Origin of the sequence: Dyadobacter jejuensis, from assembly GCF_003149085.1 — a bacterium.
GTDB classification, from domain to species: domain Bacteria; phylum Bacteroidota; class Bacteroidia; order Cytophagales; family Spirosomataceae; genus Dyadobacter; species Dyadobacter jejuensis.
This window is the reverse complement of sequence record NZ_QGDT01000001.1, coordinates 621,260-645,321: the sequence shown is the minus strand read 5'-3', so window position 1 is coordinate 645,321 and position 24,062 is coordinate 621,260. Positions and strand designations below refer to the sequence as shown.

Below are 24,062 nucleotides of genomic sequence, written 5' to 3'. Positions count from 1 at the left end.
TAAAGTAACCAGAGGGCCCGTATAGGATTTAAATAGATAAAGACCAACAAATGAAAAAACGAATCTATTTTTTATTGGGATTATCTGCTGCAATGGTGATTCTGCTGGTTTCCTGTTTTCAAAATAACGGGACGCTAACGAAGCTTGGCGGGACCGAAGCCGTCAGCTACAACTTCGATATACGACCCATATTGTCGGACAAATGCTTTGCCTGTCATGGTCCTGATGCCAACAAGCAAGAAGCGGGGCTTCGTCTTGATAATGCTGAAAGTGCCTATGCCAAACTTAAAAGTGGGAAAGCCTTTGCTATTATGCCAGGCGACCCCGAGGCGTCCGAACTTTATAGGAGGGTCACCTCCAGTGATCCCGATTATCAGATGCCGACCCCTGAGTCACATTTGGGACTTTTGACAGAAAAAGAAATAGGTTTACTGAAACGGTGGATTGAGCAGGGAGGCCAATATGAACAACATTGGGCTTTTATAAAACCCAAGCAAAGTGCCTTGCCAGAGGTAAGTGATGATAATTGGCCGATCAATGAAATAGATTATTTTGTACTGGCCAAGATGGAGGAAAAGGGGCTTGAGCCCAATGAACAGGCCAGTCAGCAACAATTAATCAAAAGATTGTCTTTGGATCTTACCGGGCTGGCTCCCTCACTGGCGCTCCAGCAGAAGTTCGAGAAAGCGGAAGACGATAAGGCTTACGAAAAACTAGTCGACGAGTTGATCGGTCAAAAAGCCTATGGCGAGAAAATGGCCCTTCATTGGTTGGACATCGGCAGGTTTGCCGACTCCTACGGCTACCAGAACGACAATGCCCGAACGCAATGGCCATGGCGAGATTGGGTGATCCATGCTTTTAATAAAAATATACCTTATGATCGATTTGTAATTTGGCAACTTGCCGGTGATATGCTGCCCAATGCCAGCAAAGAGCAAATACTGGCTACGGCTTTTTTACGTAATCATAAGTACAATGAAGAGGCGGGCATTATTCGTGAGGAATACAGGGTTGAGTATCATCTGGACAAGACCAAGACGTTCAGTTCGGGCCTATTGGGCCTCACCGTAGAATGCGCCCAGTGTCATGACCATAAGTACGATCCTATTTCACAGGAAGATTATTACCGGTTGTTTGCTTTTTTTAATAATTCCAAGGAGGCCGGTCAAGAATCGCTGAAAGGAAATGGACTGGCCACTAGTCCTATATTAAATATCAAACACGATGAGGTGAAAAATCTCCTAACCTTTATAAACAGTAAGGACACCAGTACCATCTCCCTTTCGGTGATGGGGGAAATGGACAGCCTAAGAAATACCTACATACTTAATCGCGGTGTATATGACGCACCTGGTAAGCTGGTTACCGCCAATGGATTAAAGGCGGTGATGGCTTTTGATACTACCAAATATCCCCGAAATCGTTTAGGATTGGCCAAATGGACGGTTAGTAAAGATAACCCGCTAACCGCGAGGGTATTTGTAAATCAGGTATGGCAGGAGATTTTTGGCTTAGGGATCGTAAAAAGTACGGGTGATTTTGGCATGCAGGGTAATATGCCTTCTCACCCCGCCTTGCTGGATTGGCTCGCCGTCGACTTTATGAATCATGGCTGGAATATAAAACGCCTGGTAAAACAAATCGTCATGTCGGCCACGTATCGGCAATCGTCCAAATTGACCAAAGAAAAAAAGGAAAAAGATCCAGAAAATATTTACTTGTCAGCAGGAGTAAGATACCGGGTTCCTGCCGAAATCATCCGAGATATTGTCTTATCGAGCAGTGGTCTTTTGGTACCTAAAATTGGTGGGCCCAGTGTAAAACCGTATCAGCCTAAGGGTATTTGGGAAGCCACCACGGCCAATAGGGGGAGCCTTAAAACGTACGTCCAAGACAAGGGCGACCAGCTGTATCGACGCGGCCTGTATACATTTATCAAGCTGACTCTCCCCCCTCCAGCCATGATTGTTTTTGATGCCAGCAGCCGGGATCACTGTGAAGTGACGAGGCAAAAGACTAATACGCCATTACAAGCCCTCATCATGATGAATGACCCTACGGTACTCGAAGCGTCGCGGGTGCTAGCCGAACGGATGGAAGGTAGGCAATTGTCCACAGAGGATAAGATTGCCGAATTGTTCCGTAAAATTGTTTGTCGTTCTCCTACAGAACGGGAGGTGAAGCTTCTGATGGAATATTATAACAGCGAATTGTTGAAACTCACTAAGGCTAAGGGGAAAGCCGATAAAGTACTCAACGTCGGAGAGTATCCCCACCCGAAAGGCATTACGAAAGACCAGGCAGCGGCTTTAATGCGGGTGATAAGCACGATATACAATATGGAAGAAACCATTACTAAATCTTAGAATAGCCCAAACGGCCCCGTCCGTTGGGCTAATAGCGAATACATATGGAAAAGCCGATTTTTGATTTTGGGATGAACGTCAACCGCAGGCACTTTTTATCTAAACTTAGTTTAGGATTAGGAAGTGCAGCATTGGGTACGCTCTTGGTCCCCGACCTGCTAAAAGGAATAGGGGGAAGCAGTGTAAACGACATCGTATCTCGTTTGCCCCATTTTGCACCTAAAGCCAAACGGGTGATCTATTTGTTTCAGAATGGAGCTCCCTCTCAATACGAGCTATTTGACAATAAACCGTTATTGAACAAAATGTATGGCCAAGATCTGCCTGAATCGGTGAGAGGGGGGCAGCGATTGACCGGCATGACGGCCAAACAGTCTCGGTTTCCACTGGCAGGATCCATTTTTAATTTTGCCCAACACGGCAAATCCGGATCCTCCATAAGCGAGTTATTACCTTATACAGCAGGAATTGCAGATGATATCTGTATCATAAAATCGATGAATACGGATGCCATCAATCATGATCCGGCACTCACTTTTTTCCAAAGTGGCGCACAGGTAGGTAACCGCCCCAGCATGGGCGCTTGGCTAAGTTATGGATTGGGTAGTGAAAATCAGAATTTGCCCGGCTTTTGTGTTTTGTTATCCAGAGGAATAGGGAATGGACAGGGCGTTTATTCTAAATTATGGACCAACGGATTCCTCGATTCCGTCCATCAGGGAGTGCAGTTTAGCAGTGGAGAAAACCCGGTACTTTACCTTGGCGACCCTGACGGTATGGATCGGGTAGACCGCAGGGATATGCTGGACAAATTGGCAGCCCTTAATCAAGGATCATTTGACGAATTTGAAGATCCTGAGATAGTGACTAAAATACAGCAATATGAAATGGCATTTAGGATGCAAACTGCCGTACCCGAAGTGACGGACATGAGTAAAGAACCTGAATCGATCATTAAAATGTATGGCGCAGACTCCTTAATACCAGGGACATATGCTGCGAATTGCCTTTTGGCCCGAAAACTATCGGAACAAGGTGTGCGCTTCGTACAGCTTTATCATCAGGGCTGGGATGGGCATGCCAATTTACCCATGGAGATAAGGGCTCAAAGTAAGGACGTGGATCAGGCATCGGCCGCATTGGTGACCGATTTGAAGCAGAGAGGCCTGCTCGATGAGACGCTAGTGATATGGGGAGGGGAATTTGGACGAACAAATTATTGCCAAGGCGAATTTACAAAAGAAAATTATGGCCGGGACCATCACCCCAGGGCCTTTACCATATGGATGGCAGGCGGAGGTATCAAACCGGGTATAGAATACGGCGAAACGGATGATCTAGGCTATAATATCATAAGGGATCCGGTTCATGTCCATGATTTGCACGCCACCATTTTAAATCAACTAGGGCTGGACCATGAAAAGCTAGTGTTTAAACACCAAGGACGCCGCTACCGCCTTACCGATGTGGCTGGAAATTTGGTAAAGGGAATTATCGCTTAAGCGACTGGTCCCTTAAGAATTGTGTCCTTGGTGGATGGGAAAGCAGGGGAACAGAAATAGTTTGGATATTGAACCTACCTATCATTCTCCTTCTCTTTTAAATTTTTTGAAAACATATACACGCATGAGTAGTACTAATATTCCTTCTGATGAATCGTGCTTGCCCGAACTTTGGGCAAGGTTCAGAAACGGAGACGGCGAGGCTTTCGATGAGCTAACGAAGCGACGGTACAGACTGCTCTTTAATTATGCTACTCGATTTACAAAGGATACGGAGTTTTGTCCTCCATTCATAGGTTAAACTTTTCGAAACAGATATTTCTTTCTATTTGCACATTGTTATTTATTAGCTGTGCAGATACTCAAACCAACAAATCGGAACAAATTCCGGTTGACAAGCTTTATCCAAAAGTGAAAGTACAGGCCAAGGAACTGGTAATCGTAGACCTGCAATTCAACAGCCGCGATGCCCAGATTTCGGCCGTTGTTTTACAGGGCATTGTCAACAGGTCGAGCACTAAAAAAATATATGTTACTAATACCTATTGTGCCAACAACCGCAGCGGCTGGGCACACGATACCCTGCCTCGTTATCCTGATCAGGCTCAAATGGCCGGTCTATGGCTTAAAGAACTGTTTGGAGATATTCCCAAGCAAGTATTGCCGATCAGTAAGTCGGCTAATAATCCGGGATAGCATGCCCTATTGAAAATATTCGATTCGCATATAAAGGGATTGATTATATATGACCCAGAACTACAGGATGCAACCATCGAAGCGGGGACGACCATAGCGGGCCAAACGGATGGACTCGTTCTATCTCCCGACCTTGCGGCCGAACTCAAAGAATCTAACTTTTCGGTGTTGGTCGATTTTCGGGATTTAAAATTCAAGGACAATATCAGCTGCCATAAATGGAGAAGGTTTGACTTTTTGGCCATCTGCCTGAAAAGGATGGGCTAAAAGGAACATATTTCCTCTGGGAATTCTTGTAAACGGTTGTAATCTTGACTTAATATCTTTCTATTAAAACATTACCATATATAAGGAGGATAGGCCTGCGATCCTAAGATGCGATTTTACAGAAGCATCGTTTTGGAAACGTTGAAAATTGACACCTCACTTCCTCTGTGGAGCGGTACGTTTAACGGGGTATAACAAAGTTTTCAGAATAGTAATAATCAGTCATAGCGGGCTAATCATAGGCTTTGGCGAGAGAATAAAGATGGGTATTGAAGAAGATAATGTAAATTTCACGGCTTATTTTGTTCCAATATTAAGGCTATCTGGGTGCGGAGTCAGATTAGTTTATGTAAAAAGAAGAAGTATCCATAGGGCCGCCTTAGGGGTATAGAAGGACCGGGTCTTATATAAAATTCCCTATGCCACTAAAAATGACATAGGGAATTTTAATTCTTTTTTTATCTCCTTACTAAGAGACCGTATCACGAATGATATTGAAAGAACATTTTCAATTTCGTTATGATCCACCAGTCAGAAGCAAGAAAATAGTTTTAAGGATAAGTCTAACCACCGACCGCCAAAAGCAATTCAAATCAGCCGTGATAGAGTCTATGGAATGAGTATCTTCTTTGTCAAATACCTACCCTCGGCCATAACTTGGAGGATATACACGCCGGTAGGTAAGTGGCTTACATCTAAAGAAATATTTTCCCCAGACTGGCCCAGCTTTTTAATGGCTATTTCTGTCCCCACGACACTGAGCAGTGTAAATCGGGGATCGGCAAGGTTGGTTCGAACCATAATGCGCTTATTGCTTACGGGATTCTCAACGCTTACATATCGGCCATTCCGCTCTACAGTAACAGACACCAGTCTCGAAAAAGAATAGGTTCCGTCCTTGTCCATCATTTTCAAACGATAATAATTGTCTCCTTCGTTTGGTGAGGCATCCACAGTCGTATAAGTCCCAGCATTACTGCCTTGCAAAGTCGAAATGACTGCAAAGTTCACCCCTTCAACGCTACGTTCCACTTCAAAATGAGAGAAGTCTATCTCATTAGCCGTTTCCCACTGCAGGCGCACCGAACTTTCGTCCAAGACGGCATTGAAGTTGATTAAAGTTACGGGTAATGCACAATTGGGTGAGGTAACCGTCTTCTGAGCAACACCGCAGCCATTGGCCGAAGTTGACGTTATTACTACATTGGTGCCTTCTGGTATATTGATCACCATATTGCCACTGACAGTACCCGCACTACTGCTCACAGTTCCATCGCTGGTAAAACTTACATTATAAGTAGTGACGCCATTACATACGGGGCTTCCGACGGTTAAGCTCGGTGCGGTATTGGCGGGTTGCGGATTGATGGTAGCACTAGCACTGGAAGGAGATGCACAAGATCCGACCGAGGTAACCATAAAAGCATAGGTTCCGGCTGGAAGGTTTCCGATGGTGGTTGTGGTTCCAGAACCCGCTGTGCCTGTGGCTCCCCCTACGGCGGGACTTATGCTGATGGTCCAGGTTCCAGAGGAAGGTAATCCACTAAGGTCGACACTTCCGGTGGCCACCGTGCAGGTTGGCTGGGTGATGACTCCAATAATTGGTGCAGTGGGAATATCGCTAACTATCACATTGGCCCCAAACTCCGAGGTGCTACCAGTTGTAGAGGTAGCGGTGCCTGTAAGTTCCGTGATCGAGGTAATGCCCATGCCCGCTACATTGAGCGTACCTGAGAAAAGACTATTGCCGTTGGCAGTAAGCGTACCGATATAGGTCCGGCCCTCTCCATGTTGAAGGTTTTTTCCATCACCTGCTATCACATTTCCGCCCTGATTGGCAGGGCTTGGGTCGGCTATGAAAATCTCCACAGTAGCGCCTGCAAAGGTGGGAGTACCGGCAGCCACATTTCCGATATAGCCCGCAATCGTTAGGTTATTCCCCGATAAACAGTTTTGTGTTAGGATGGGGTAGTCCATATTTCTATTAGCTACAGTAACGGACGGAGTTTCCAGTAGACCGTCATTGGGATTTACAAGATAAGTGGGGTTCAAGTCAATTCCTAAGGATCCATTATCATAAACACTGTTCTCTGTTAACTTATTATCAGTAGCATCCGGATAATAATCTGCAGTGGATACGCCTCGTATTGCAATTCCATTTATTAAGTTGTTGGCGATGATGTTTTTGGATATCAAATTGCCTCTACCACTTTTAATCTCTATGCCGTTTCCAGTATTACCCGCTGGTGTAGTCCCATCTTTGCCAACTCCTATGTAGTTGTTTGCAATTATGTGGTCGTTTGCTGAAATCGATGTCGAACCTGAAATCGTAAAATTGGCGCCAAAAAGGATTCCATTCCGATTCCAACCTATCACGTTACCCATGGCAGGATCAGTTAAGGAGCCAATACTATTTCCATTAGCGTTGAGCAGAAAAATACCATCTCCATCATTTGCAACATTAGATAGGCCATCTGCACCCAGACCTATATAATTACCTGCAATTAAGTTGTTGCCTGGCGACCTGCCCGATTGTCCTAGGGTGGTAGCCAGCGTAGTATTGCCTGCAAGTAGGATACCTGCACTCGTATTACCACTAATGAAGTTACGTTCGAGTAAGTCATTTACTCCATTCCCGTCCGTTCCTATACGGCAATTTAACCCATTGTTTATGGAGATTCCATAACCACTAATTAGAGGATTCACTACTAAGGGAGCATTTCCTGCTCTATTGATGCCAATGTAGTTACCAGCAATGATTGCATTATCTATACTGTATAATCGAATCCCGTCATAGTTGGTAGTTGCAGAACAGGAAATCAAATTCCCTTCATTCGCAGCATTTGCAGGAGTACTTGTTGACTTGACCCCAACTGTTATATTTTTCACATTAGACACACCCGATGTAATAATACCTTGGCTTGATAATATGCCAATACCAGCTCCATTAGCCATACCTGATACATCTGTTTGAAGGAAGCAACCCCATATCCAACAGCCATTTACTGAAGCTCCAGATTTTCCAATATTTATTCCTCCACGCCCAGATGACATTCCATAAATAGCCAACCCACTAAAGACGCAGTTATTTGCTTTTACTATAAATACATCAAATGTTCCACCATTGGCATTGATACCCACTGTGATGTTTCTAGTAGCTATAGGGCCGGCAACACTTCCAGCACCAGTTGTATAGCCATTAAAGGTTATGGAACTTGTAATATCTGGTAATGCGCTAGCCAAGGTGATGACACCCGGCACATTGAAGTTGATGGTATGTGGCCCTGCACCAGCAGCGTTGGCGCTGGTGATGGCGGTACGAAGAGAACCTGCCCCTGCATCTGCTAGGCTGGTGACGCTGTAAGTTGCTGCTGTTGCTGATGTTGTGAAATACAACATGGCCAAGGATAGTGATTTGATTAGCGTAAAAAATGATTTCATTTCGATAAATGTTTAGACAGTGTGTAGTTTATTCTATTATTTTATAGTATTTAATATTTCAACAGATAGTATGTACATAGAATTTTGTGTATATTCATATATAACTTTAGTAATTTTCAAATATAAATTAATATACAGTATAAATCTAGATTTATGATATATTTTCATACATAATACATTTCATTTATAGATATATATTATGTATTTATTTGAACACTAAAGCCCTGTTGAATAGCTACAAAAGGATATAATCGCCTTTAAATATTTTACCATGTACTTACGAAGCCGTGGCCGTCAAAATGGCCTCTGCTTTTTTTTTGAAATGATGGCATACCATACATCGGTTTTACGGCAGCTATAAAAAGCGGCGTTTTCTGAAGCGAAGGAGTATTAAAATGTAAATAAGTGTTGCCTTAGTCGGTGGTCGATGTTCAAATTTTGAGGATCCAATAGTTTTCCCGAGTTGGAAACATGCCCCTTCCAACTCGTAACTGAACTAAATTATGTAGTGAGTTTTAAAGATACTTCTGCAGGCATCAAATTGGCGGCCATACCATTCGCCCCCCGCTCCAGTACCCAGCATATTCAATTATATTATTATCACAATATCTTTCTACCAATTTATAGATTCCTCCTGGCCCCAATACCCACCCCTTTTTTTTCAGCCTGCAATATTATATATTTGAAGTTATCCTAAATGCCAGGCAAGGAGTAGCCTATACATACTTCTACTCTGCCCCCATTTCCCTATAGCCGTCAAACAGTACAAAATGAAAGTAGCTCCTAACCAACCTTTTAAAATTATATACGCCATTTTAAGTCATGAGTATTTGGGGTATATTTTCGAATCGTTTGTGGTACAATTGAATGCCCAAGGCGAATACACCTATCAAGTTCAGAACATCTCCTCTAAGAACGTCAAGGAATTCAAATCGGCTATAGACAACACCGATTACGAGTTGGTAAAGCTTATTGATGACATTCAGCAGGATTATATTCTTAAGAAATTCAATCCAAAGAAACTTTCTGCAGTGGATTTTTTCTTAAAAGTCTACGACCCACAAAAAGGCGACAAGATGCTTCAGGAAGCCATTGCCGAAAATCTGGATCGGAAGAAAAAGGGCATCTTGGAGCGGCTGGCAGGTAAGGAGCTTTTTATTATGGGTAGTGATGGGAATCCACTTTGGAAAAAAGTGATATGGGAGGAAGAGCCAGCGAAAATCCGCTTTCACTTCGTCCGCAATGATGACAACACGCATTATTTTCCCAGCATCTTACATAACGGAAAAAAACTCGAATTTCAATATAAGAATGCCATCGTCCTCTGTGAGGAGAAGGCGTGGATAGAGGTAGACGGCCATCTTTACCATTTTCAGGGAGAGGTGGACGGAAAGAAAATAAAGCCTTTCCTAGCCAAAAATTTCATTGCTATTCCTCGAAGTGTAGAGGAACAATACTACCGTAAGTTTATAAGCCCGCTCATTGCCTCTTACGATGTAGTAGCCAGGGGCTTCGACATCAAAACCGTGGAGCCTACCCCCAGGCCAACGCTTACCATTACCGACTTGGTCGCAACGGGAAAGTTGGCTCCAGCCCTATTTGGCGAAGACCCTGTGGGAGATGAAGAGCTAACGAGTACTAATAATGACGTGGTCATAGAGCTTTCATTTAGATATGGTAGCCACACCTTTCCCCTCGACGACTTCGCTCATGCCTCCAGCGTATATATGGAAAAACAGGGTGACGAGTATACCTTTTTTAAGGTAGGGCGCGACCTGGCTGTAGAGAAACAAAAGCATCAATACCTACAAGAGAGAGGCCTGAAGCTCAAGAATGGAAAGATAAAACTAACAAAAACTGCCGCCTTCGGCTGGTTGCAGAGACATATACAGGATCTCAACGAGGCGCGCTTCTCCATAAAACAGAATGCCTCGGATACCAAGCGGTATTTCCTCGGATATTCGTCACTGGACATCTCCATACAGGAGAATCGCGATTGGTTCGATATCCATGCCAAGGTTATTTTTGGCGACTATGAGATCTCCTTCTTAGAACTTAGGCAATACATTCTGCACGAAAAGCATGAGTTTACCTTACCTAACGGAGAAGTGGCCGTGATCCCCGATTGGTGGTTTACCAAATATTCGGAGCTCTTCTCTTTTTCGGAAAACGGCCGGGAAGATCATCAGCTACGATTGAAGATGCACCATATGGCCTTGGTCCAAGAGCTATCGGACGACAACCTTGCCACCACCGTGATGAGTAGAAGGCTGGAGGGCCTTAAGCAATTCGACAAAATTGCTCCTCAGCCAATACCACAAAGATTTAACGGAACCTTGCGCCCCTACCAAAAAGCGGGCTACGACTGGATGTCCTTCCTCAACCAATTTCGGCTCGGCGGTTGCCTGGCCGACGACATGGGTCTGGGGAAGACGGTGCAAACTCTGGCCCTATTACAGGCCCAAAAAGAAACAGGACATACCGAGCCATCCTTGCTCATCATGCCCACTTCGCTGCTGTACAATTGGTCGTTGGAGGCTTCCAAGTTTACACCCGACCTAAAGGTCCTCTTATATACGGGCACCTACCGGGAAAAGGACACGAGCCGTTTTTCGGACTACGACCTCATCATTACTTCTTACGGCATTGTCCGGCTCGATATCGCATTATTGCAATCCTTTCGGTTTCATTATATCATTCTGGATGAATCGCAAGCCATAAAGAACCCTGGCTCGATTATCACCAAGGCGGTAAAAAAGCTCAATTCGGCACACCGCCTTATTTTGACGGGTACGCCCGTAGAAAACAGTACCATGGACTTATGGTCGCAAATGTCGTTTGTCAACCCCGGACTGTTAGGAACCCAACGTTTTTTTAAGGACGAATTTCAGATACCTATAGAAAAGAAAAACGATGAAGAAAAGTCAAAAAGGCTCTACAATCTCATCAAGCCATTTATTTTAAGGCGTAACAAGGTACAGGTAGCCACCGACTTGCCCGAAAAAGTAGAGCAAATCACCTATTCGGAAATGAGTCCGGAGCAGGAAAAAGCCTATGAAGAAGCCAAAGCCTACTATCGCAATCAGATTTTGGAGCAAATAGAAAGGGACGGAATGGGCAAATCGCAACTGACCGTACTACAAGGCCTCAGCCAACTCCGACAACTCGCCAATCACCCCAAAATGGTACAACCCGAGTATGACGACAGATCTGGGAAATTTGAAGACGTGTTGCATAAAATTGAGACGGTGATCAGTGAAGACCATAAGATCTTGGTCTTTAGCCAATACATCAAACACCTGAATCTTTTCAGGGAAGTATTAGATAAAAACCACATCAAATATGCTTACCTCGACGGCTCTACCAAGGATAGGCAACAGCAGGTCGAGGACTTTCAAAATAAGCCAGAATTGAAGCTCTTTCTGATTTCACTAAAAGCTGGAGGGCTAGGCCTTAACCTTACCGCCGCCGACTATGTGTTTATCCTAGACCCCTGGTGGAACCCAGCCATAGAGGCCCAAGCGGTAGACAGGGCCCACCGTATCGGCCAGGATCGTACGGTTTTCACCTACAAGTTTATCACCAAAAATACGGTGGAGGAGAAAATATTGGCTTTACAAAAATCTAAAAAACAGCTCGCCGATGGATTGATCAGCAGCGAAGATGGCTTTATGAAGTCCTTGACCAAGGAAGATGTGCTCAATCTGTTGGCCTAAGGGCTCACGGCCCCTTCTTGGCATAGGGGTTGGGTGGGAAAATATGGATCTGGAACCCATCCTTTTCCAAGGCAGCCATCACCCGATCGGAGGGTCGTTTCTTGAAAATTACGGCACATAATACCTGCGTAGGCATCAGGGAGAATTTCGACAATAGATTATGGATCCGAAGTTTTCGTTTGATCTTCCGAAAGGCTGCCGAGGAATCGTCGGCCTTTTCATGAGCTGCGGCGGCATTATAATAGTTGTTATTGATGCCCTTAAAGGCCACCATAGGCATACCAATTCCATTGGCGAGTTTATCCATTTCTCGTTCCGAAAGCTTAAACACATAATTACCCACGGCCTCGAAAGAATATCTATTCTTCCAATATTTCTGTAACAACGATGTATCGAACCGATCGAAAATATTCCTTAGCGCGAGTAAGAACGGCATTTTGGAGATTGGGTCGTGAGGCTCTACAAGGATAACCCCTTCCTTGGCCACCCGTAGCATTTCATAAACGGCCATATAAGGCCTCGGAAAGTGGTGGTAGGCCTCTTTACAAAAAATATAATCGTAGGTATTATCTTCGAAGGACAACTTCTCAGCATTCTCTACGGCGTATTTTTCAAATAACCCCTCTTGTTGAGAAAGCGGCAAGAAGGTGTCCGAAATGTCGGTGGCCGTCACATCCAGCCCCTTTGTATAGAAGAAATTTGCATCGAAGCCGTATCCATCCCCTACGGTAAGCCAGCTTTTCGGCTCAATAAGCAATGGGTTCACCAGCTCCAGCAGCCTCTTGTGGATCCAGTGGTTAATCGTTCGATTATCCTGGTCGTATCTCCAATCGGCAATAGCCTTTTCTTGCGCCTCTTTGGTGGCGTATTGTACCTTATACCACCCCGAGTGCGCCTCGTGGCTAAGTTTCTCTACGGTCATTTTCGAATTTTCCATCTAGCAGTTATCTTTTGGAACATCAACTTCCCGCATTCCGGCTGTATATTTTAGGGCTAGTTGATTGTGCTTTATATTGAAAGTACAAATAGCGTTATATCTTACTTCAAAAAAAACCAATTAAGGAATATTTAATAGCTCTCCCGAGCATTTAACCATTTCCGGTCCAAGCGAATGGAACTTTTAAGTCCCCCCCGTCTCACAAAACAAATAAAGGGTTTGCCTATTATAAGCAAACCCTTCATCGATGGTAATATCCACATCCAGAGGATCAGGCGGTAGCCACTTCTCTGCTGATGAGGGCCTCCCGATCGGGACCGGTGGACACGAATCGGATGGGCAGTTGGAGCTCTTCCTCCAAATAGGCGATATATTCGGCCAAGGCAGGTGGAATAGAATCAAAATCACGAATGCCTTCTAAAGATTGCTCCCAACCACTAAAATCGCGGTATACGGGCACTACCTCGTCGTCGCACAGATCGTACGGAAGCTGTGAGGTAAGGGTTCCGTCGGGCAACCGGTACTCAGTACAAACCTTAATGGTATCAAAAATATTCAGGACATCCACTTTCATCATGATCAACTGAGTGACTCCATTGATCATAATGGCATATTTAAGGGCAGGAAGGTCGAGCCATCCACAGCGTCTTGGGCGGCCTGTAGTAGCACCGAATTCACGACCTTCTTGGCGTATTTTTTCTCCTGTTTCATCCATAAGTTCGGTAGGGAACGGTCCGCTACCTACCCGGGTACAATAGGCCTTAAAGATTCCGAACACCTCTCCTACCTGGCTTGGGGCTATTCCTAGTCCTGTACAAGCACCTGCTGCCATGGTAGTGGAGCTGGTTACGAATGGGTAAGAGCCAAAATCGATATCCAGTAATGAGCCTTGAGCACCTTCGGCCAGGACGGTCTTACCAGCCGTAAGGGCATTATTGATGACGTACTCGCTGTCGACCAGGGTAAACTGCTTCAAAAAGTCGATCGACTCCAGGAACTTAGCTTCGGCTTCTGCCAGTTTGTCGGCGTAGTCGTATTGATAGAATTCGAGGATGACCTTATGGGCATCCACCAATTTCTTGTATTTATTGGCAAAATTCGGCGACAACACATCTCCTACCCTAAGGCCTAAGCGCGCAATTTTATCCTGATAAGTTGGCCCTATACCCCTTAAGGTAGAGCCGATTTTGGAATCTCCTTTCGACTTTTCATAGGCCGCATCCAGCAGGGCGTGAGTCGGCAGTATGATCGAAGCCTTCTTGGACACAAAAAGGTTTTCGGTCAAATTGAGATTATATTGTGCCAGGTTCTCAACCTCTCTTTTGAAAACGATAGGGTCCAGCACCACGCCATTGCCGATGATATTCTGAATATCGCTTCTAAATATCCCAGAGGGTATTTGGTGCAACACATGTTTGATACCATCAAATTCTAAGGTATGTCCGGCATTGGGGCCTCCCTGAAAACGGGCCACCACCTCATACTGGGGTGCCAGAACATCTACGATTTTACCTTTACCTTCATCTCCCCATTGGAGACCTAGCAATACGTCAACTTTCATTCAATATATGGTTACTAATAACTATTATTCAAAACAGGATTAGGGGCTGGAACTAACTGGCTCCAGACTATTATCTTCTTCCGACCTTAGAGGGATAGCGGCAACTTGTCGGTTTCATTGCGATTCTGGCAATTCTCCTTGGTACAGTTGCCATAAAATATCAAGGAGTGGTGCATTACGGTGAAGTTTAGCATTTCACCTACCATATTCTGAATCGACTGAATCCTAGGATCACAAAACTCCATCACTTTATGACAATCGGTACAGATCAGGTGGTCATGCTGTTTATTGCCGTACGATTTCTCGAACTGAGCCAGGTTTTTTCCAAACTGATGCTTGGTCACCAAGTCGCAGTCCACCAGCACGTCGAGCGTATTGTAAACGGTGGCCCGGCTTACCCGATACTTTTTATTCTTCATGCTGATATACAGCTCATCTACATCAAAATGATCCTCTCGGGTATAGATTTCCTCCAGAATAGCAAAGCGTTCGGGGGTTTTCCGTAGCCCTTTATTCTCGAGATAGGCCGTTAATATCTTCTTGGCGGCTTCAAAATTTGGTTTACTAGCTTGTGGCATATCTATTCAAAATCACGCACAAATTACGTGCTTTTTTGGTTAAATCTCGGTCTAAATTAATTGATTAATCTCATTTTGTTAAACAATGGTGCCCTAATTAGGTTCAAATGTTAACTGGTTGTAAGCAGGTTGGCATCGAATCGGAGCACTTTATATACTCCATCGACCACCTCTAGCTTGCCAATAAGCTTATCCAAATGCTTTTTATCCTTAACATAAAGCTTTATTTCCCCATTGAACACCCCATCCTTGGTATCGATGGTCAAGCCTCTCATATTGATATGTAAGTCATTGGAAATAATGCGGGTGATGTCGTTGATAAGCCCCAGCCGATCGGTACCTGAAATAAACAATCCGGCCAAGAAGGCTTCCTTTTTACTAGACTCCCATTTGGCTTTTATGATCCGGTTACCGTGCTTGGACATCAGCTCGGCGGCATTGGGGCAGGTGGTCCTGTGAATCTTAATCCCTTCATTGACGGTTACGAAACCAAAAACATCGTCGCCGGCAATAGGGTTGCAGCATGGTGCCAGTTTGTAGTCGATCTTATCCATGTCGTCGCCTATCAGCAAGGTATCGCTATCGGCACGTTCTCCGTGGATATTCTTGAGGATCTTCGTAAAGGATTTTCCGTCGCTGGCATTGGTATCTGTGGCGGCGGCACTACTTTCTCCTGCCTTACGTTCTTTCGCCTCTTTGTCCTTCTTAAAGCGCTTAAGCTCGTCGAGGTGGATATACCCCTTTCCTATCCTGTAGAAAAATTCGGTGGTGGTTTTGCATTCAAAAAACGCTCTCAGTTGGTTGACCACCTCAGAGGTCATCTCAATCCCTAATATCTTCAGTTTCTTTTCTACCAACTGTCGTCCATCGGACTCAAACTGCCGGTTATCTTCCTTCAAAAAGTCTTTGATTCGTGCTCGGGCCTTGGAGGTGATCACAATCCGCAGCCAATCTTCGTTGGGTTTTTGCTTGCTGGAGGTGATGATCTCGACCTGGTCGCCGTTATTGAGCACATAGCTAATGGGCACGAGTATACCTCCTACCTTTGCGGCCATACAATGAGCCCCTATTTCGGAGTGGATATCGAAGGCAAAGTCCAAGGCCGTAGCCCCACTTTGTAGTACCTTAAGCTCCCCTTTGGGGGTAAAGACAAAAACTTCCTCGTTGAATAAGTTACTCCGAAACTCGTCTAAAAACTCGATGGCAGCCGTTTTATCACCAAAGCCATTTTCTAATGTTTCACGTACCTGGTTGATCCAGGTTTCGATATTACCCTTTACTTTGGTATCGTTGCCTTTGTATTTCCAGTGGGCTGCATAGCCCTTTTCGGCGATCTCGTCCATGCGCGAAGTCCTGATCTGCACCTCTACCCACTGCCCACTCTTGCTCATCACCGTGGAGTGTAACGACTGGTATCCGTTGGCTCGAGGGGTGCTCAAGAAATCCTTCAGGCGGTCGGGGTTGGGCTTATAATGGTCCGTTACAATGGAGTAAGCCTGCCAGCAGATGGCCTTCTCCCGATCCACCTCCGCCGACGACTCCATCACGATACGGATGGCAAATAGATCATAAATCTCTTCGAAAGGCTTATTCTGTTTACGCATCTTATTCCAAATGGAATATATCGACTTTGGCCGCCCTTTGATGATGAAGTTTAGCCCTGCCGTTTGCAAATCGGCAGAAATAGGGTCCATAAATTTGGCTATAAACCGATCCCTAGCTCCTTTAGTCTCCCTCAATTTCCTTGCTATAGCCCTATATTCGTGGGGTTCGGTGTATTTGAGATAAAGCTCTTCTAGTTCCGACTTAATGGTATACAACCCCAAACGGTGGGCAAGAGGGGCATAAATAAAGATGGTCTCCGAGGCGATCTTCAACTGCTTATCCCTGGGCATGCTATCCAGCGTGCGCATATTATGCAGCCGATCGGCAAGTTTTACCAGGATTACCCTCACGTCGTCGGAAAGGGTTAACAACATTTTCCGAAAGTTTTCGGCCTGTTGGGAAGTGCCATGCTCGAACCTACCCGATATTTTGGTCAACCCGTCAATAATTCGGGCGACCTTTTTGCCAAACATCCTATCGATATCCTCGATACGCATGTCGGTATCTTCCACTACATCGTGGAGCAAGGCTGCCACGATGCCCGTTGTGCCCAGGCCTATCTCCTCGACGACGATCTGTGCCACGGCCAAGGGGTGGTAGATATAGGGCTCTCCAGACCGACGCCGCATGTTCTGATGGGCGTCTACGGACGTATTAAATGCCATTTTGATCAATTTGGCATCATTATCCTTTAAAAAAGGCTTGGCTGTTTTTAACAGCCGGCGATATTTTTTTAAGATATCTTTGCGCTCCTGCTCCAGATCGATGGTCAGTGCTTCCACATGTTGCTCCACTCGCAAATAGTTAGTTTGTAAACCCTACTAAAGTAGCAAATTTCAGGGACATTAGCCCCATCAAAAAAAATATTTTAATTTTTTTTCTTAAAAAACTTGCGAGTTTAAAATAAAAAAAGATACCTTTGCACTCCCAATTCGACACTCGCAGTCGACGGGAAACGAAAAAATAAATAAGCGGGCGTGGCGGAACTGGTAGACGTGCTAGACTTAGGATCTAGTGCCGCAAGGCGTGGGGGTTCGATTCCCTCCGCCCGTACGAAAAAAGGGAGTGACGGGGCGTCAGTTTCCTATCTGACTTTCAGATGAACTGCTCCGAAAACCCGTCAAATGCCCTCAGGACATAGTTTTGAGGGCATTTTTTATATCATCAATCTAGTTTAGGCTTTATATCATCATCATATAAATTTCGCATGGAAGTTCAGTTAGAGAAGAATTCGCCCACATTAGCATCTCTTAATATCACATTAGTAAAAGAGGATTACCAACCAACGGTCGATAAAACCATCAAGGACTACGCCAAGCGTGTTACTCTAAAAGGTTTCCGTCCAGGAAAGGTCCCTACTCATGTAGTACAGCGTATGTATGGCAAGAGCATCTTAGTGGACGAGGTAAATAGCCTACTGAGCAAGACCGTAAGTGGTTATATCCGCGAAAATAAATTACAAGTGGTAGGTGATCCCATCCCCAATACAGAGAAAGCCGAGTCGGTAGATTGGGACAAACCCGAAACGTTGACTTTCAGCTATGAACTAGGGTTGGCATCGGACTTCGAAGTGAATATTGCCGAGCTACCAGCTGTAAAGCGCTATACCATCAATGTGGACGACAAGGAATTGGCCAAAACTGTAGATGGACTAAAAGAGCGATTTGCTGAAACTACCCACCCAGAGGTAAGCGCAGAAGGCGACACCGTCTTTGGAAAGCTTACTCAGGACTCCTCGGAGTTTAGCACCCAGAGTGCCATCCCTACCAAACAGCTTAAAGAAGAAGTTCTAGCCAAGTTTGTAGGCCTTAAAAAGGACGATGAAGTAGTCTTTGACATTCAAAATACCTTTAAGGAAGAGTCGGCCATTGCTCATGTTACTGGCAAGAAAAAAGAAGATATCGGCACCTTATCAGGCGATTTCACCTTGAAAGTAGAGGATATCACACGTATGGCTCCTTCGGAAGTCAACGAAGCCTTTTTCGAAAAAGTATTAGGACCAGGCCAAGTGGAGAATGAAGAGCAGTTCAACGAAAAGGTACTCGAGATCATCAAAGGTAACTATGAGCGCGAAACAGAAGCACTTCTGAAAAGAGATATTGAGTTGGCTTTGTTGGAGCAAATCTCGATTGACGTTCCTGAAGAGTTCCTTAAAAACTGGTTGGAACGCTCAAACGAAGGCAAGTTTACCCGTCAACAAATCGACGAGCAGTTCGAAGACTTCAAGAAGTCGTTGAAACTAAGCCTAATCAAAAACAAAGTTGCTGAGGCTGGCGATATCAAAGTGGAATACCCCGAAATATTGGCCTATACCAAACAAATGGTACAGGGACAGTTTGGCGTGTACGGCGACGACGAAGGCATGAACGAAACCATTGAGCGTGTAGCTCAAGGATACCTTGCCGACAAAGAACGCGACAACTACTCGAATGTATATAACCAAGTGTTCGACGAAAAAGTATTTGGCGCCATCCGTAGCCAAATCAGCACCGACGAGCAGACCATCGAAGTGAGTGAGTTTGAAACCCTTGCAAAAGGAGAACAAGAGGAAGCTGAAGCATAAGCACCTCCATAATTTTCTATCAAAAGCCCTGTTTTCTTTCGAAGACAGGGCTTTTGATTTTAGAAACCGATACGTTCTCTGCCAGTGCCTTCGTCTTGTGTACGATATTGCCAATACCATTTCTTCCATTGCTCGAGCTCATTGAGCAAGCGTCCATTCAGGCTCACCAATCGTGCATTCTCCTGCCTCAAATAATCGATTTCGGGGAGTGTGCCATCCGCAATCCCTAAGAGATGAGGCATGGATACTTCCAATATATTGGCTACACTTTCGATTCGGGAGAGCGTGAGCTCGGTACGTCCCCGCTCCAAGTCACCATATGCCGTAGTGGATACCCCCAACATATCGGCCATGTTCTCCTGCGAAAAACCCTTGGCTAATCGTAACTGACGAATTTTTTCAGGTAAATTTTCTTTTAACTCCACGGATCTACATTTTTTTAACCTTTTTACAATAATACGGATCCCATTTGATATCGCATCTCGCAAATTCTGACAATATATCAGACCATCTAACACGCTTAAACAAAAAAATAATACAAATTTGCAATACAAATTTTTGGGGCCTCAACATCCTTAACGGGAAACTTCCACGTTATGCGCTTTGTTATCTCCCCTAAGATTCCTTTATTTAGTGATCAATAATTTTAATATTCATTCATGAACTACGGAAACGAATTTAGAAAATATGCCGTCAACCACCTTGGCGTAAATGGCCTTACGGTCGATGGTTACATGAACCACACGGTCGAGAACATGACCCGCTCGGTGATTGAAGAACGTCCTATGAACTTTAGAGAGGTCGATGTATTCTCTCGTCTGATGGCCGACCGCATTATATTTATGGGCACCGGTGTGGACGATAATATAGCCAATATTGTGGTAGCTCAGCTACTATTTCTAGAGTCGGCCGATCCTAAGAAAGATATCTTGATGTACATTAACAGCCCTGGAGGTTCGGTATATGCTGGCTTGGGTATTTACGATACCATGCAGTACGTTCGTCCCGACGTAGCAACGGTATGCACCAGCTTGGCGGCTTCTATGGGTGCGGTACTGCTGGCCGGAGGTGCGGCAGGTAAGCGCTCAGCCCTACCCCATGCCCGTGTGATGATCCACCAGCCATCGGGCGGAGCCCAAGGTACCTCGGTCGATATTGAGATCACCACCCGGGAGATTGTCAAGCTACGTCACGAACTTTATGATATTTTGGCTAAACATACTGGCCAAACAGCGGAGCAAATTGGCATCGATTCGGACCGCGACAAGTGGTTGCGTGCTGGAGAAGCTAAGGAATATGGACTTATCGATGAGGTATTGACCAGGGACCTTTAAGCCCTAATCCCTGTTGCAGTTCCCCTCAGGGACTTCGAAATGCCATCAAAAAACGCCGATGAAATTCACTCATCGGCGTTTTTTGATGGGCAACTCCAACTGTATTTGGTAAGCAGCCCAAAAAATCGGAACTTTGCAGAATCAACACAGAAGCTTATTTCCTTCAAAACCTAAGATTTTCAAATAGTTGCCCATCCAAAATGGCGCGAATCGTAGGTCCTATTGAACCCAAAAGGGAGGTAGTGTTGTTTGGTGAGAACGGTAATCTTATTAGCCCCAGGCTGAGGATAGACCGAAAGATGAAAAAGTAGAACTGTATAGCATAATCAAATGGCACAAGTAAGTTGTTCGTTTTGCGGACGTAAAAAAAGCGAAGTAGAGTTGTTATTATCTGGGATAGATGCCCATATATGCAACCATTGTATAGCCCAAGGGAATCAAGTCATTACCGAAGAGATGGGCTCTAAGGAGGACAAAAAGGATAAAAAACCCAAACTCCCAAAATTAAAGTCTATACCCCCTACCGAAATAAAAAAATTCCTTGAACAATACGTTATCGGTCAGGATGAAGCCAAGCGCTCTCTAGCCGTAGCGGTATACAATCATTACAAACGGCTGAACCAATCCTCGGCAGACGATGGAGTGGTGATCGAAAAATCCAATATCATTATGGTGGGTGAAACGGGAACGGGCAAAACCTACCTGGCCAAGTCTATTGCCCGTATCCTACAAGTACCTTTCTGCATTGCCGATGCTACCGTAGTAACCGAAGCTGGGTATGTTGGCGAGGATGTTGAAACCATCCTTACCAGGCTGCTACAAGCTTCCGACTATAATGTAGAGGCGGCAGAAAGAGGGATCGTTTATATAGATGAGATCGATAAAATTGCCCGTAAATCCGATAACCCTTCTATCACCCGCGACGTCAGCGGTGAAGGGGTACAACAGGCATTGCTGAAGTTATTGGAAGGATCTATCGTAAACGTACCCCCACAAGGAGGCCGTAAGCACCCCGACCAAAAGATGATCAGTATCAATACCGAAAACATCTTGTTTATTTGTGGAGGAGCATTCGATGGGATCGACCGTCATATTGCCAAAAGGATCAATACCCGCCCTATCGGGTTCTCTGGCGACAACCGCATCATCGAGATATTCGACAAAGGAAACTTACTCCGGTATGTTACTGCGCAAGACCTAAAATCGTTTGGCCTTATCCCCGAGCTGATAGGCCGCTTGCCTGTACTCACACACCTTAATCCCTTGGATAAGGAAACGTTACGGCGTATTTTGACGGAGCCTAAAAATGCCCTCGTGAAGCAATATTCCAAACTATTCGCCATGGAAGGTATCAAGTTGCATTTTGAAGACGCCGTCTTGGACTTTATTGTCGATCAAGCGATGGAGTGTAAGCTAGGTGCCAGAGGACTTAGGGCCATCTGTGAGTCTATTATGACCGATGCCATGTTCGACCTCCCATCCCAAAAAGATGTCACCGATTTTACGCTGACTTTAGAATATGCGAAGGAGAAGTTCGACAAATCGTCGATGGCCTTACTCCGCTCTGTAGCTTAAGGTGTGCTAAAATCTTACTTAATAAAAGGCCCTGAAAACGACGATAGTTTTCAGGGCCTTTTTTATATCTTGTAGAATAGTTCTAATTTGCATTAAAAAAGAATCATTATGAGTGAAAATTGGCTATCCCACAAATCTATTGTGATCATAGGCGGCACTACCGGATTAGGTTTCTCGGCTGCCAAGGCCATGGTAAACCATGGAGCATCCGTAGTGGTGGTCGGTAGGAATCCAGAAAACTGCTTAATTGCGGAACTCAACTTAGGTTCCAGCGCAAGGGCCATGCAAGGAGATGCTACCCATAGCCAGACCTCCCTGGCGGCCATCCAACTGTGCATTCGCGAATTTGGTAGCTTCGATGGGCTGTATCATGTGGCCGGAGGCACAGGCAGGCAGTTTGGCGAAGGAAGCCTTCATAAGCTCACTTTAGAGAGCTGGAATAAGGCCCTGGACCTAAACCTGACCTCTTTAATGCTCTCCAACCAAGCTGCCGTACAGACCTTCCTAGGAATGAATAAAGGAGGCACTATCTTGAATATGGGTTCTGTATTAGGCCATGCACCCTCGTCCGACTTGTTTTCGGACCACGCCTATGCCACCGCAAAGTCGGCAGTGATTGGCTTTTCCAAATCCATAGCCGCTACCTATGCCAAAAATAATATTCGAGTAAATGTTTTGGCACCAGGTGTAATCGAAAATTCGGAATCGGAAAATAGCGACTTACACCAACTGATCCCCGAAAAGCAAATATTAGATGGGGGCCGATTTACCCAAAACCAGGACTTAGACGGTTCGGCGGTATACTTCATGTCCGATTATTCTAAGTTTTCTACTGGCCAGGTTTTGGCCATCGACGGAGGCTGGAGCGTCACCGACCGGAATCATTTCTGAGCTCCCCTCGTCCCTTTATTATAACCTACTAATCCGATAACCATGGCAACTGGCCCAATAGTAACTTTAACCATCAACCCAGCCCTGGACAAGAGTTCTGAGGTAGATCGCATCGTTCCCGAAAGTAAGCTACGCTGTAAGACCCCCACCTTCGAAGCCGGAGGAGGGGGTATTAACGTGGCCAAGGCCATACATAGGCTCGGTGGTAACCCGATAGCCTTGTTTACCGTAGGTGGCCCCACAGGCCAACGCCTTCATAAGCTAGTCAAAAATGAAGGTGTAGAGACCTTGGTAGTAGAAACGAAACAATGGACTCGGGAGAACTTTCATATACTGGAAAAAAGTACCGGTTTTCAATACCGATTTGGCATGCCAGGCACCGAAATGATGCCCACCGAAGTACGGACGGTCCTGGAAGTCCTCGAAGACCTCGACCCCAAACCATCCTACATTATTGCAAGTGGAAGCTTGCCACCGGGAGTACCAGACGATTTTTATGCCCGAGTCGCCAATATTGCCCAACAACAAGGGGCCAAGTTTATCGTGGATGCTTCTGGCGACTCCTTGCGGTCGGTAAGTGACAGCGGGCTTTACCTACTAAAACCCAATATTACCGAGCTCAGCGAACTGGTGGGCGTCGACAAATTGGAAATGGATGAGGTAGACGATGCAGCTCGGGCCCTCATCATTAGAGGGCAATGCGAAATTGTGGTCGTTTCTATGGGAGCCATGGGAGCTATGCTCGTCACCGAAGACCTGGTCGAACATATCCCCGCCCCACCCGTGCAGCCCAAGAGTACCGTTGGCGCCGGCGATAGCATGGTGGCTGGCATGATATGGACCTTGGCCCAAGGAAAATCGCTCCGGGAGGCGGTTCGCATGGGAGTAGCCTGTGGATCGGCCGCTACGATGAATCTCGGAAGCGAGTTATTCAAAATGCAAGATGTAGGCAAATTAATGGACTGGCTCAACCGCTACGATAAACGCTATGTTACCTCTTCCTAGGCCTTGCTAGCCAGTCCGATGG

17 protein-coding genes and 1 tRNA gene are annotated in these 24,062 nt (G+C 45.4%); 12 read left to right on the top strand and 6 right to left on the bottom strand.

What is annotated here, in order from left to right; all coding sequences use genetic code 11:
* The first annotated feature begins 50 nt into the window (after window positions 1-50).
* From CLV98_RS02705 to CLV98_RS02690, 5 genes are all read left to right on the top strand, one after another.
* Window positions 51-2,369 (top strand): PSD1 and planctomycete cytochrome C domain-containing protein, encoded by a 2,319-nt coding sequence (locus tag CLV98_RS02705; RefSeq protein ID WP_109672548.1) that lies wholly within the window; start codon window positions 51-53, stop codon window positions 2,367-2,369.
* Between the two features lie 44 nt (window positions 2,370-2,413).
* Window positions 2,414-3,871, top strand: coding sequence for a DUF1501 domain-containing protein (locus tag CLV98_RS02700; RefSeq protein WP_109672547.1), 1,458 nt, complete (start codon window positions 2,414-2,416; stop codon window positions 3,869-3,871).
* A 124-nt stretch (window positions 3,872-3,995) separates the two neighbouring features.
* Window positions 3,996-4,172, top strand: a complete 177-nt coding sequence (locus tag CLV98_RS23370) for an RNA polymerase sigma factor (protein WP_158281189.1) — start codon at window positions 3,996-3,998, stop codon at window positions 4,170-4,172.
* 35 nt (window positions 4,173-4,207) lie between these two features.
* Window positions 4,208-4,567, top strand: a complete 360-nt coding sequence (locus CLV98_RS02695) for a hypothetical protein (RefSeq protein ID WP_109672545.1) — start codon at window positions 4,208-4,210, stop codon at window positions 4,565-4,567.
* Between the two features lie 39 nt (window positions 4,568-4,606).
* Window positions 4,607-4,834 carry a hypothetical protein gene (locus CLV98_RS02690; protein WP_211319959.1) on the top strand — a complete coding sequence of 76 codons (228 nt, stop codon included), beginning with the start codon at window positions 4,607-4,609 and terminating at the stop codon, window positions 4,832-4,834.
* A gap of 609 nt (window positions 4,835-5,443) precedes the next feature.
* On the opposite strand, the gene CLV98_RS02685 is transcribed toward CLV98_RS02690, so the two are convergent.
* Window positions 5,444-8,275, bottom strand: coding sequence for a T9SS type A sorting domain-containing protein (locus CLV98_RS02685; protein ID WP_109672542.1), 2,832 nt, complete (start codon window positions 8,273-8,275; stop codon window positions 5,444-5,446).
* 770 nt (window positions 8,276-9,045) lie between these two features.
* On the opposite strand from CLV98_RS02685, the gene CLV98_RS02680 reads away from it, so the two are divergent.
* A complete protein-coding gene (locus tag CLV98_RS02680; RefSeq protein ID WP_109672540.1) occupies window positions 9,046-11,991 on the top strand; it encodes a DEAD/DEAH box helicase in 2,946 nt (981 codons plus the stop codon).
* 4 nt (window positions 11,992-11,995) lie between these two features.
* On the opposite strand, the gene CLV98_RS02675 is transcribed toward CLV98_RS02680, so the two are convergent.
* The 4 genes from CLV98_RS02675 to CLV98_RS02660 all read right to left on the bottom strand — a co-directional run bounded on the left by CLV98_RS02675 (window position 11,996) and on the right by CLV98_RS02660 (window position 17,466).
* Window positions 11,996-12,928 carry a class I SAM-dependent methyltransferase gene (locus CLV98_RS02675; protein ID WP_229203167.1) on the bottom strand — a complete coding sequence of 311 codons (933 nt, stop codon included), beginning with the start codon at window positions 12,926-12,928 and terminating at the stop codon, window positions 11,996-11,998.
* Window positions 12,929-13,199: 271 nt separating this feature from the next.
* Window positions 13,200-14,489 carry an adenylosuccinate synthase gene (locus CLV98_RS02670; protein ID WP_109672538.1) on the bottom strand — a complete coding sequence of 430 codons (1,290 nt, stop codon included), beginning with the start codon at window positions 14,487-14,489 and terminating at the stop codon, window positions 13,200-13,202.
* An 86-nt stretch (window positions 14,490-14,575) separates the two neighbouring features.
* The gene (locus tag CLV98_RS02665; protein WP_109672537.1) at window positions 14,576-15,067 is read right to left on the bottom strand and encodes a Fur family transcriptional regulator; all 492 of its coding nucleotides are present in this window, start codon (window positions 15,065-15,067) and stop codon (window positions 14,576-14,578) included.
* Window positions 15,068-15,177: 110 nt separating this feature from the next.
* A complete protein-coding gene (locus CLV98_RS02660) occupies window positions 15,178-17,466 on the bottom strand; it encodes a RelA/SpoT family protein (RefSeq protein WP_109672536.1) in 2,289 nt (762 codons plus the stop codon).
* 177 nt (window positions 17,467-17,643) lie between these two features.
* Between CLV98_RS02660 and CLV98_RS02655 the strand changes: the two genes are divergently transcribed.
* Both CLV98_RS02655 and tig read left to right on the top strand, forming a co-directional pair.
* Window positions 17,644-17,725, top strand: a tRNA-Leu gene (locus CLV98_RS02655).
* Window positions 17,726-17,879: 154 nt separating this feature from the next.
* Window positions 17,880-19,235: a trigger factor gene (tig, locus tag CLV98_RS02650; RefSeq protein ID WP_109672534.1), complete on the top strand. Its 1,356-nt coding sequence runs from the start codon at window positions 17,880-17,882 to the stop codon at window positions 19,233-19,235.
* A gap of 59 nt (window positions 19,236-19,294) precedes the next feature.
* Here tig and CLV98_RS02645 read toward each other — a convergent pair whose 3' ends face one another.
* A complete protein-coding gene (locus tag CLV98_RS02645; protein WP_109672532.1) occupies window positions 19,295-19,660 on the bottom strand; it encodes a helix-turn-helix domain-containing protein in 366 nt (121 codons plus the stop codon).
* A gap of 234 nt (window positions 19,661-19,894) precedes the next feature.
* Here CLV98_RS02645 and CLV98_RS02640 point away from each other — a divergent pair, with 234 nt between their 5' ends.
* The 4 genes from CLV98_RS02640 (at window position 19,895) to CLV98_RS02625 (ending at window position 24,040) form a co-directional block, all read left to right on the top strand.
* Window positions 19,895-20,569 (top strand): ClpP family protease, encoded by a 675-nt coding sequence (locus tag CLV98_RS02640; protein WP_109672531.1) that lies wholly within the window; start codon window positions 19,895-19,897, stop codon window positions 20,567-20,569.
* 330 nt (window positions 20,570-20,899) lie between these two features.
* Window positions 20,900-22,144 carry an ATP-dependent Clp protease ATP-binding subunit ClpX gene (clpX, locus tag CLV98_RS02635; protein ID WP_109672529.1) on the top strand — a complete coding sequence of 415 codons (1,245 nt, stop codon included), beginning with the start codon at window positions 20,900-20,902 and terminating at the stop codon, window positions 22,142-22,144.
* A 108-nt stretch (window positions 22,145-22,252) separates the two neighbouring features.
* The gene (locus tag CLV98_RS02630; protein ID WP_109672528.1) at window positions 22,253-23,035 is read left to right on the top strand and encodes an SDR family NAD(P)-dependent oxidoreductase; all 783 of its coding nucleotides are present in this window, start codon (window positions 22,253-22,255) and stop codon (window positions 23,033-23,035) included.
* Window positions 23,036-23,077: 42 nt separating this feature from the next.
* Window positions 23,078-24,040 carry a 1-phosphofructokinase family hexose kinase gene (locus CLV98_RS02625; RefSeq protein WP_109672527.1) on the top strand — a complete coding sequence of 321 codons (963 nt, stop codon included), beginning with the start codon at window positions 23,078-23,080 and terminating at the stop codon, window positions 24,038-24,040.
* The last annotated feature ends 22 nt before the right edge of the window (window positions 24,041-24,062 follow it).

Bases quoted from the DNA above. Each gene is read 5' to 3' on its own strand.
- CLV98_RS02705 (WP_109672548.1), top strand. From the start codon at position 51: ATGAAAAAACGAATCTATTTTTTATTGGGATTATCTGCTGCAATGGTG.
- CLV98_RS02700 (WP_109672547.1), top strand. From the start codon at position 2,414: ATGGAAAAGCCGATTTTTGATTTTGGGATGAACGTCAACCGCAGGCAC.
- CLV98_RS23370 (WP_158281189.1), top strand. From the start codon at position 3,996: ATGAGTAGTACTAATATTCCTTCTGATGAATCGTGCTTGCCCGAACTT.
- CLV98_RS02685 (WP_109672542.1), bottom strand. From the start codon at position 8,275: ATGAAATCATTTTTTACGCTAATCAAATCACTATCCTTGGCCATGTTG.
- CLV98_RS02680 (WP_109672540.1), top strand. From the start codon at position 9,046: ATGAAAGTAGCTCCTAACCAACCTTTTAAAATTATATACGCCATTTTA.
- CLV98_RS02675 (WP_229203167.1), bottom strand. From the start codon at position 12,928: ATGGAAAATTCGAAAATGACCGTAGAGAAACTTAGCCACGAGGCGCAC.
- CLV98_RS02670 (WP_109672538.1), bottom strand. From the start codon at position 14,489: ATGAAAGTTGACGTATTGCTAGGTCTCCAATGGGGAGATGAAGGTAAA.
- CLV98_RS02665 (WP_109672537.1), bottom strand. From the start codon at position 15,067: ATGCCACAAGCTAGTAAACCAAATTTTGAAGCCGCCAAGAAGATATTA.
- tig (WP_109672534.1), top strand. From the start codon at position 17,880: ATGGAAGTTCAGTTAGAGAAGAATTCGCCCACATTAGCATCTCTTAAT.
- CLV98_RS02640 (WP_109672531.1), top strand. From the start codon at position 19,895: ATGAACTACGGAAACGAATTTAGAAAATATGCCGTCAACCACCTTGGC.
- clpX (WP_109672529.1), top strand. From the start codon at position 20,900: ATGGCACAAGTAAGTTGTTCGTTTTGCGGACGTAAAAAAAGCGAAGTA.
- CLV98_RS02630 (WP_109672528.1), top strand. From the start codon at position 22,253: ATGAGTGAAAATTGGCTATCCCACAAATCTATTGTGATCATAGGCGGC.
- CLV98_RS02625 (WP_109672527.1), top strand. From the start codon at position 23,078: ATGGCAACTGGCCCAATAGTAACTTTAACCATCAACCCAGCCCTGGAC.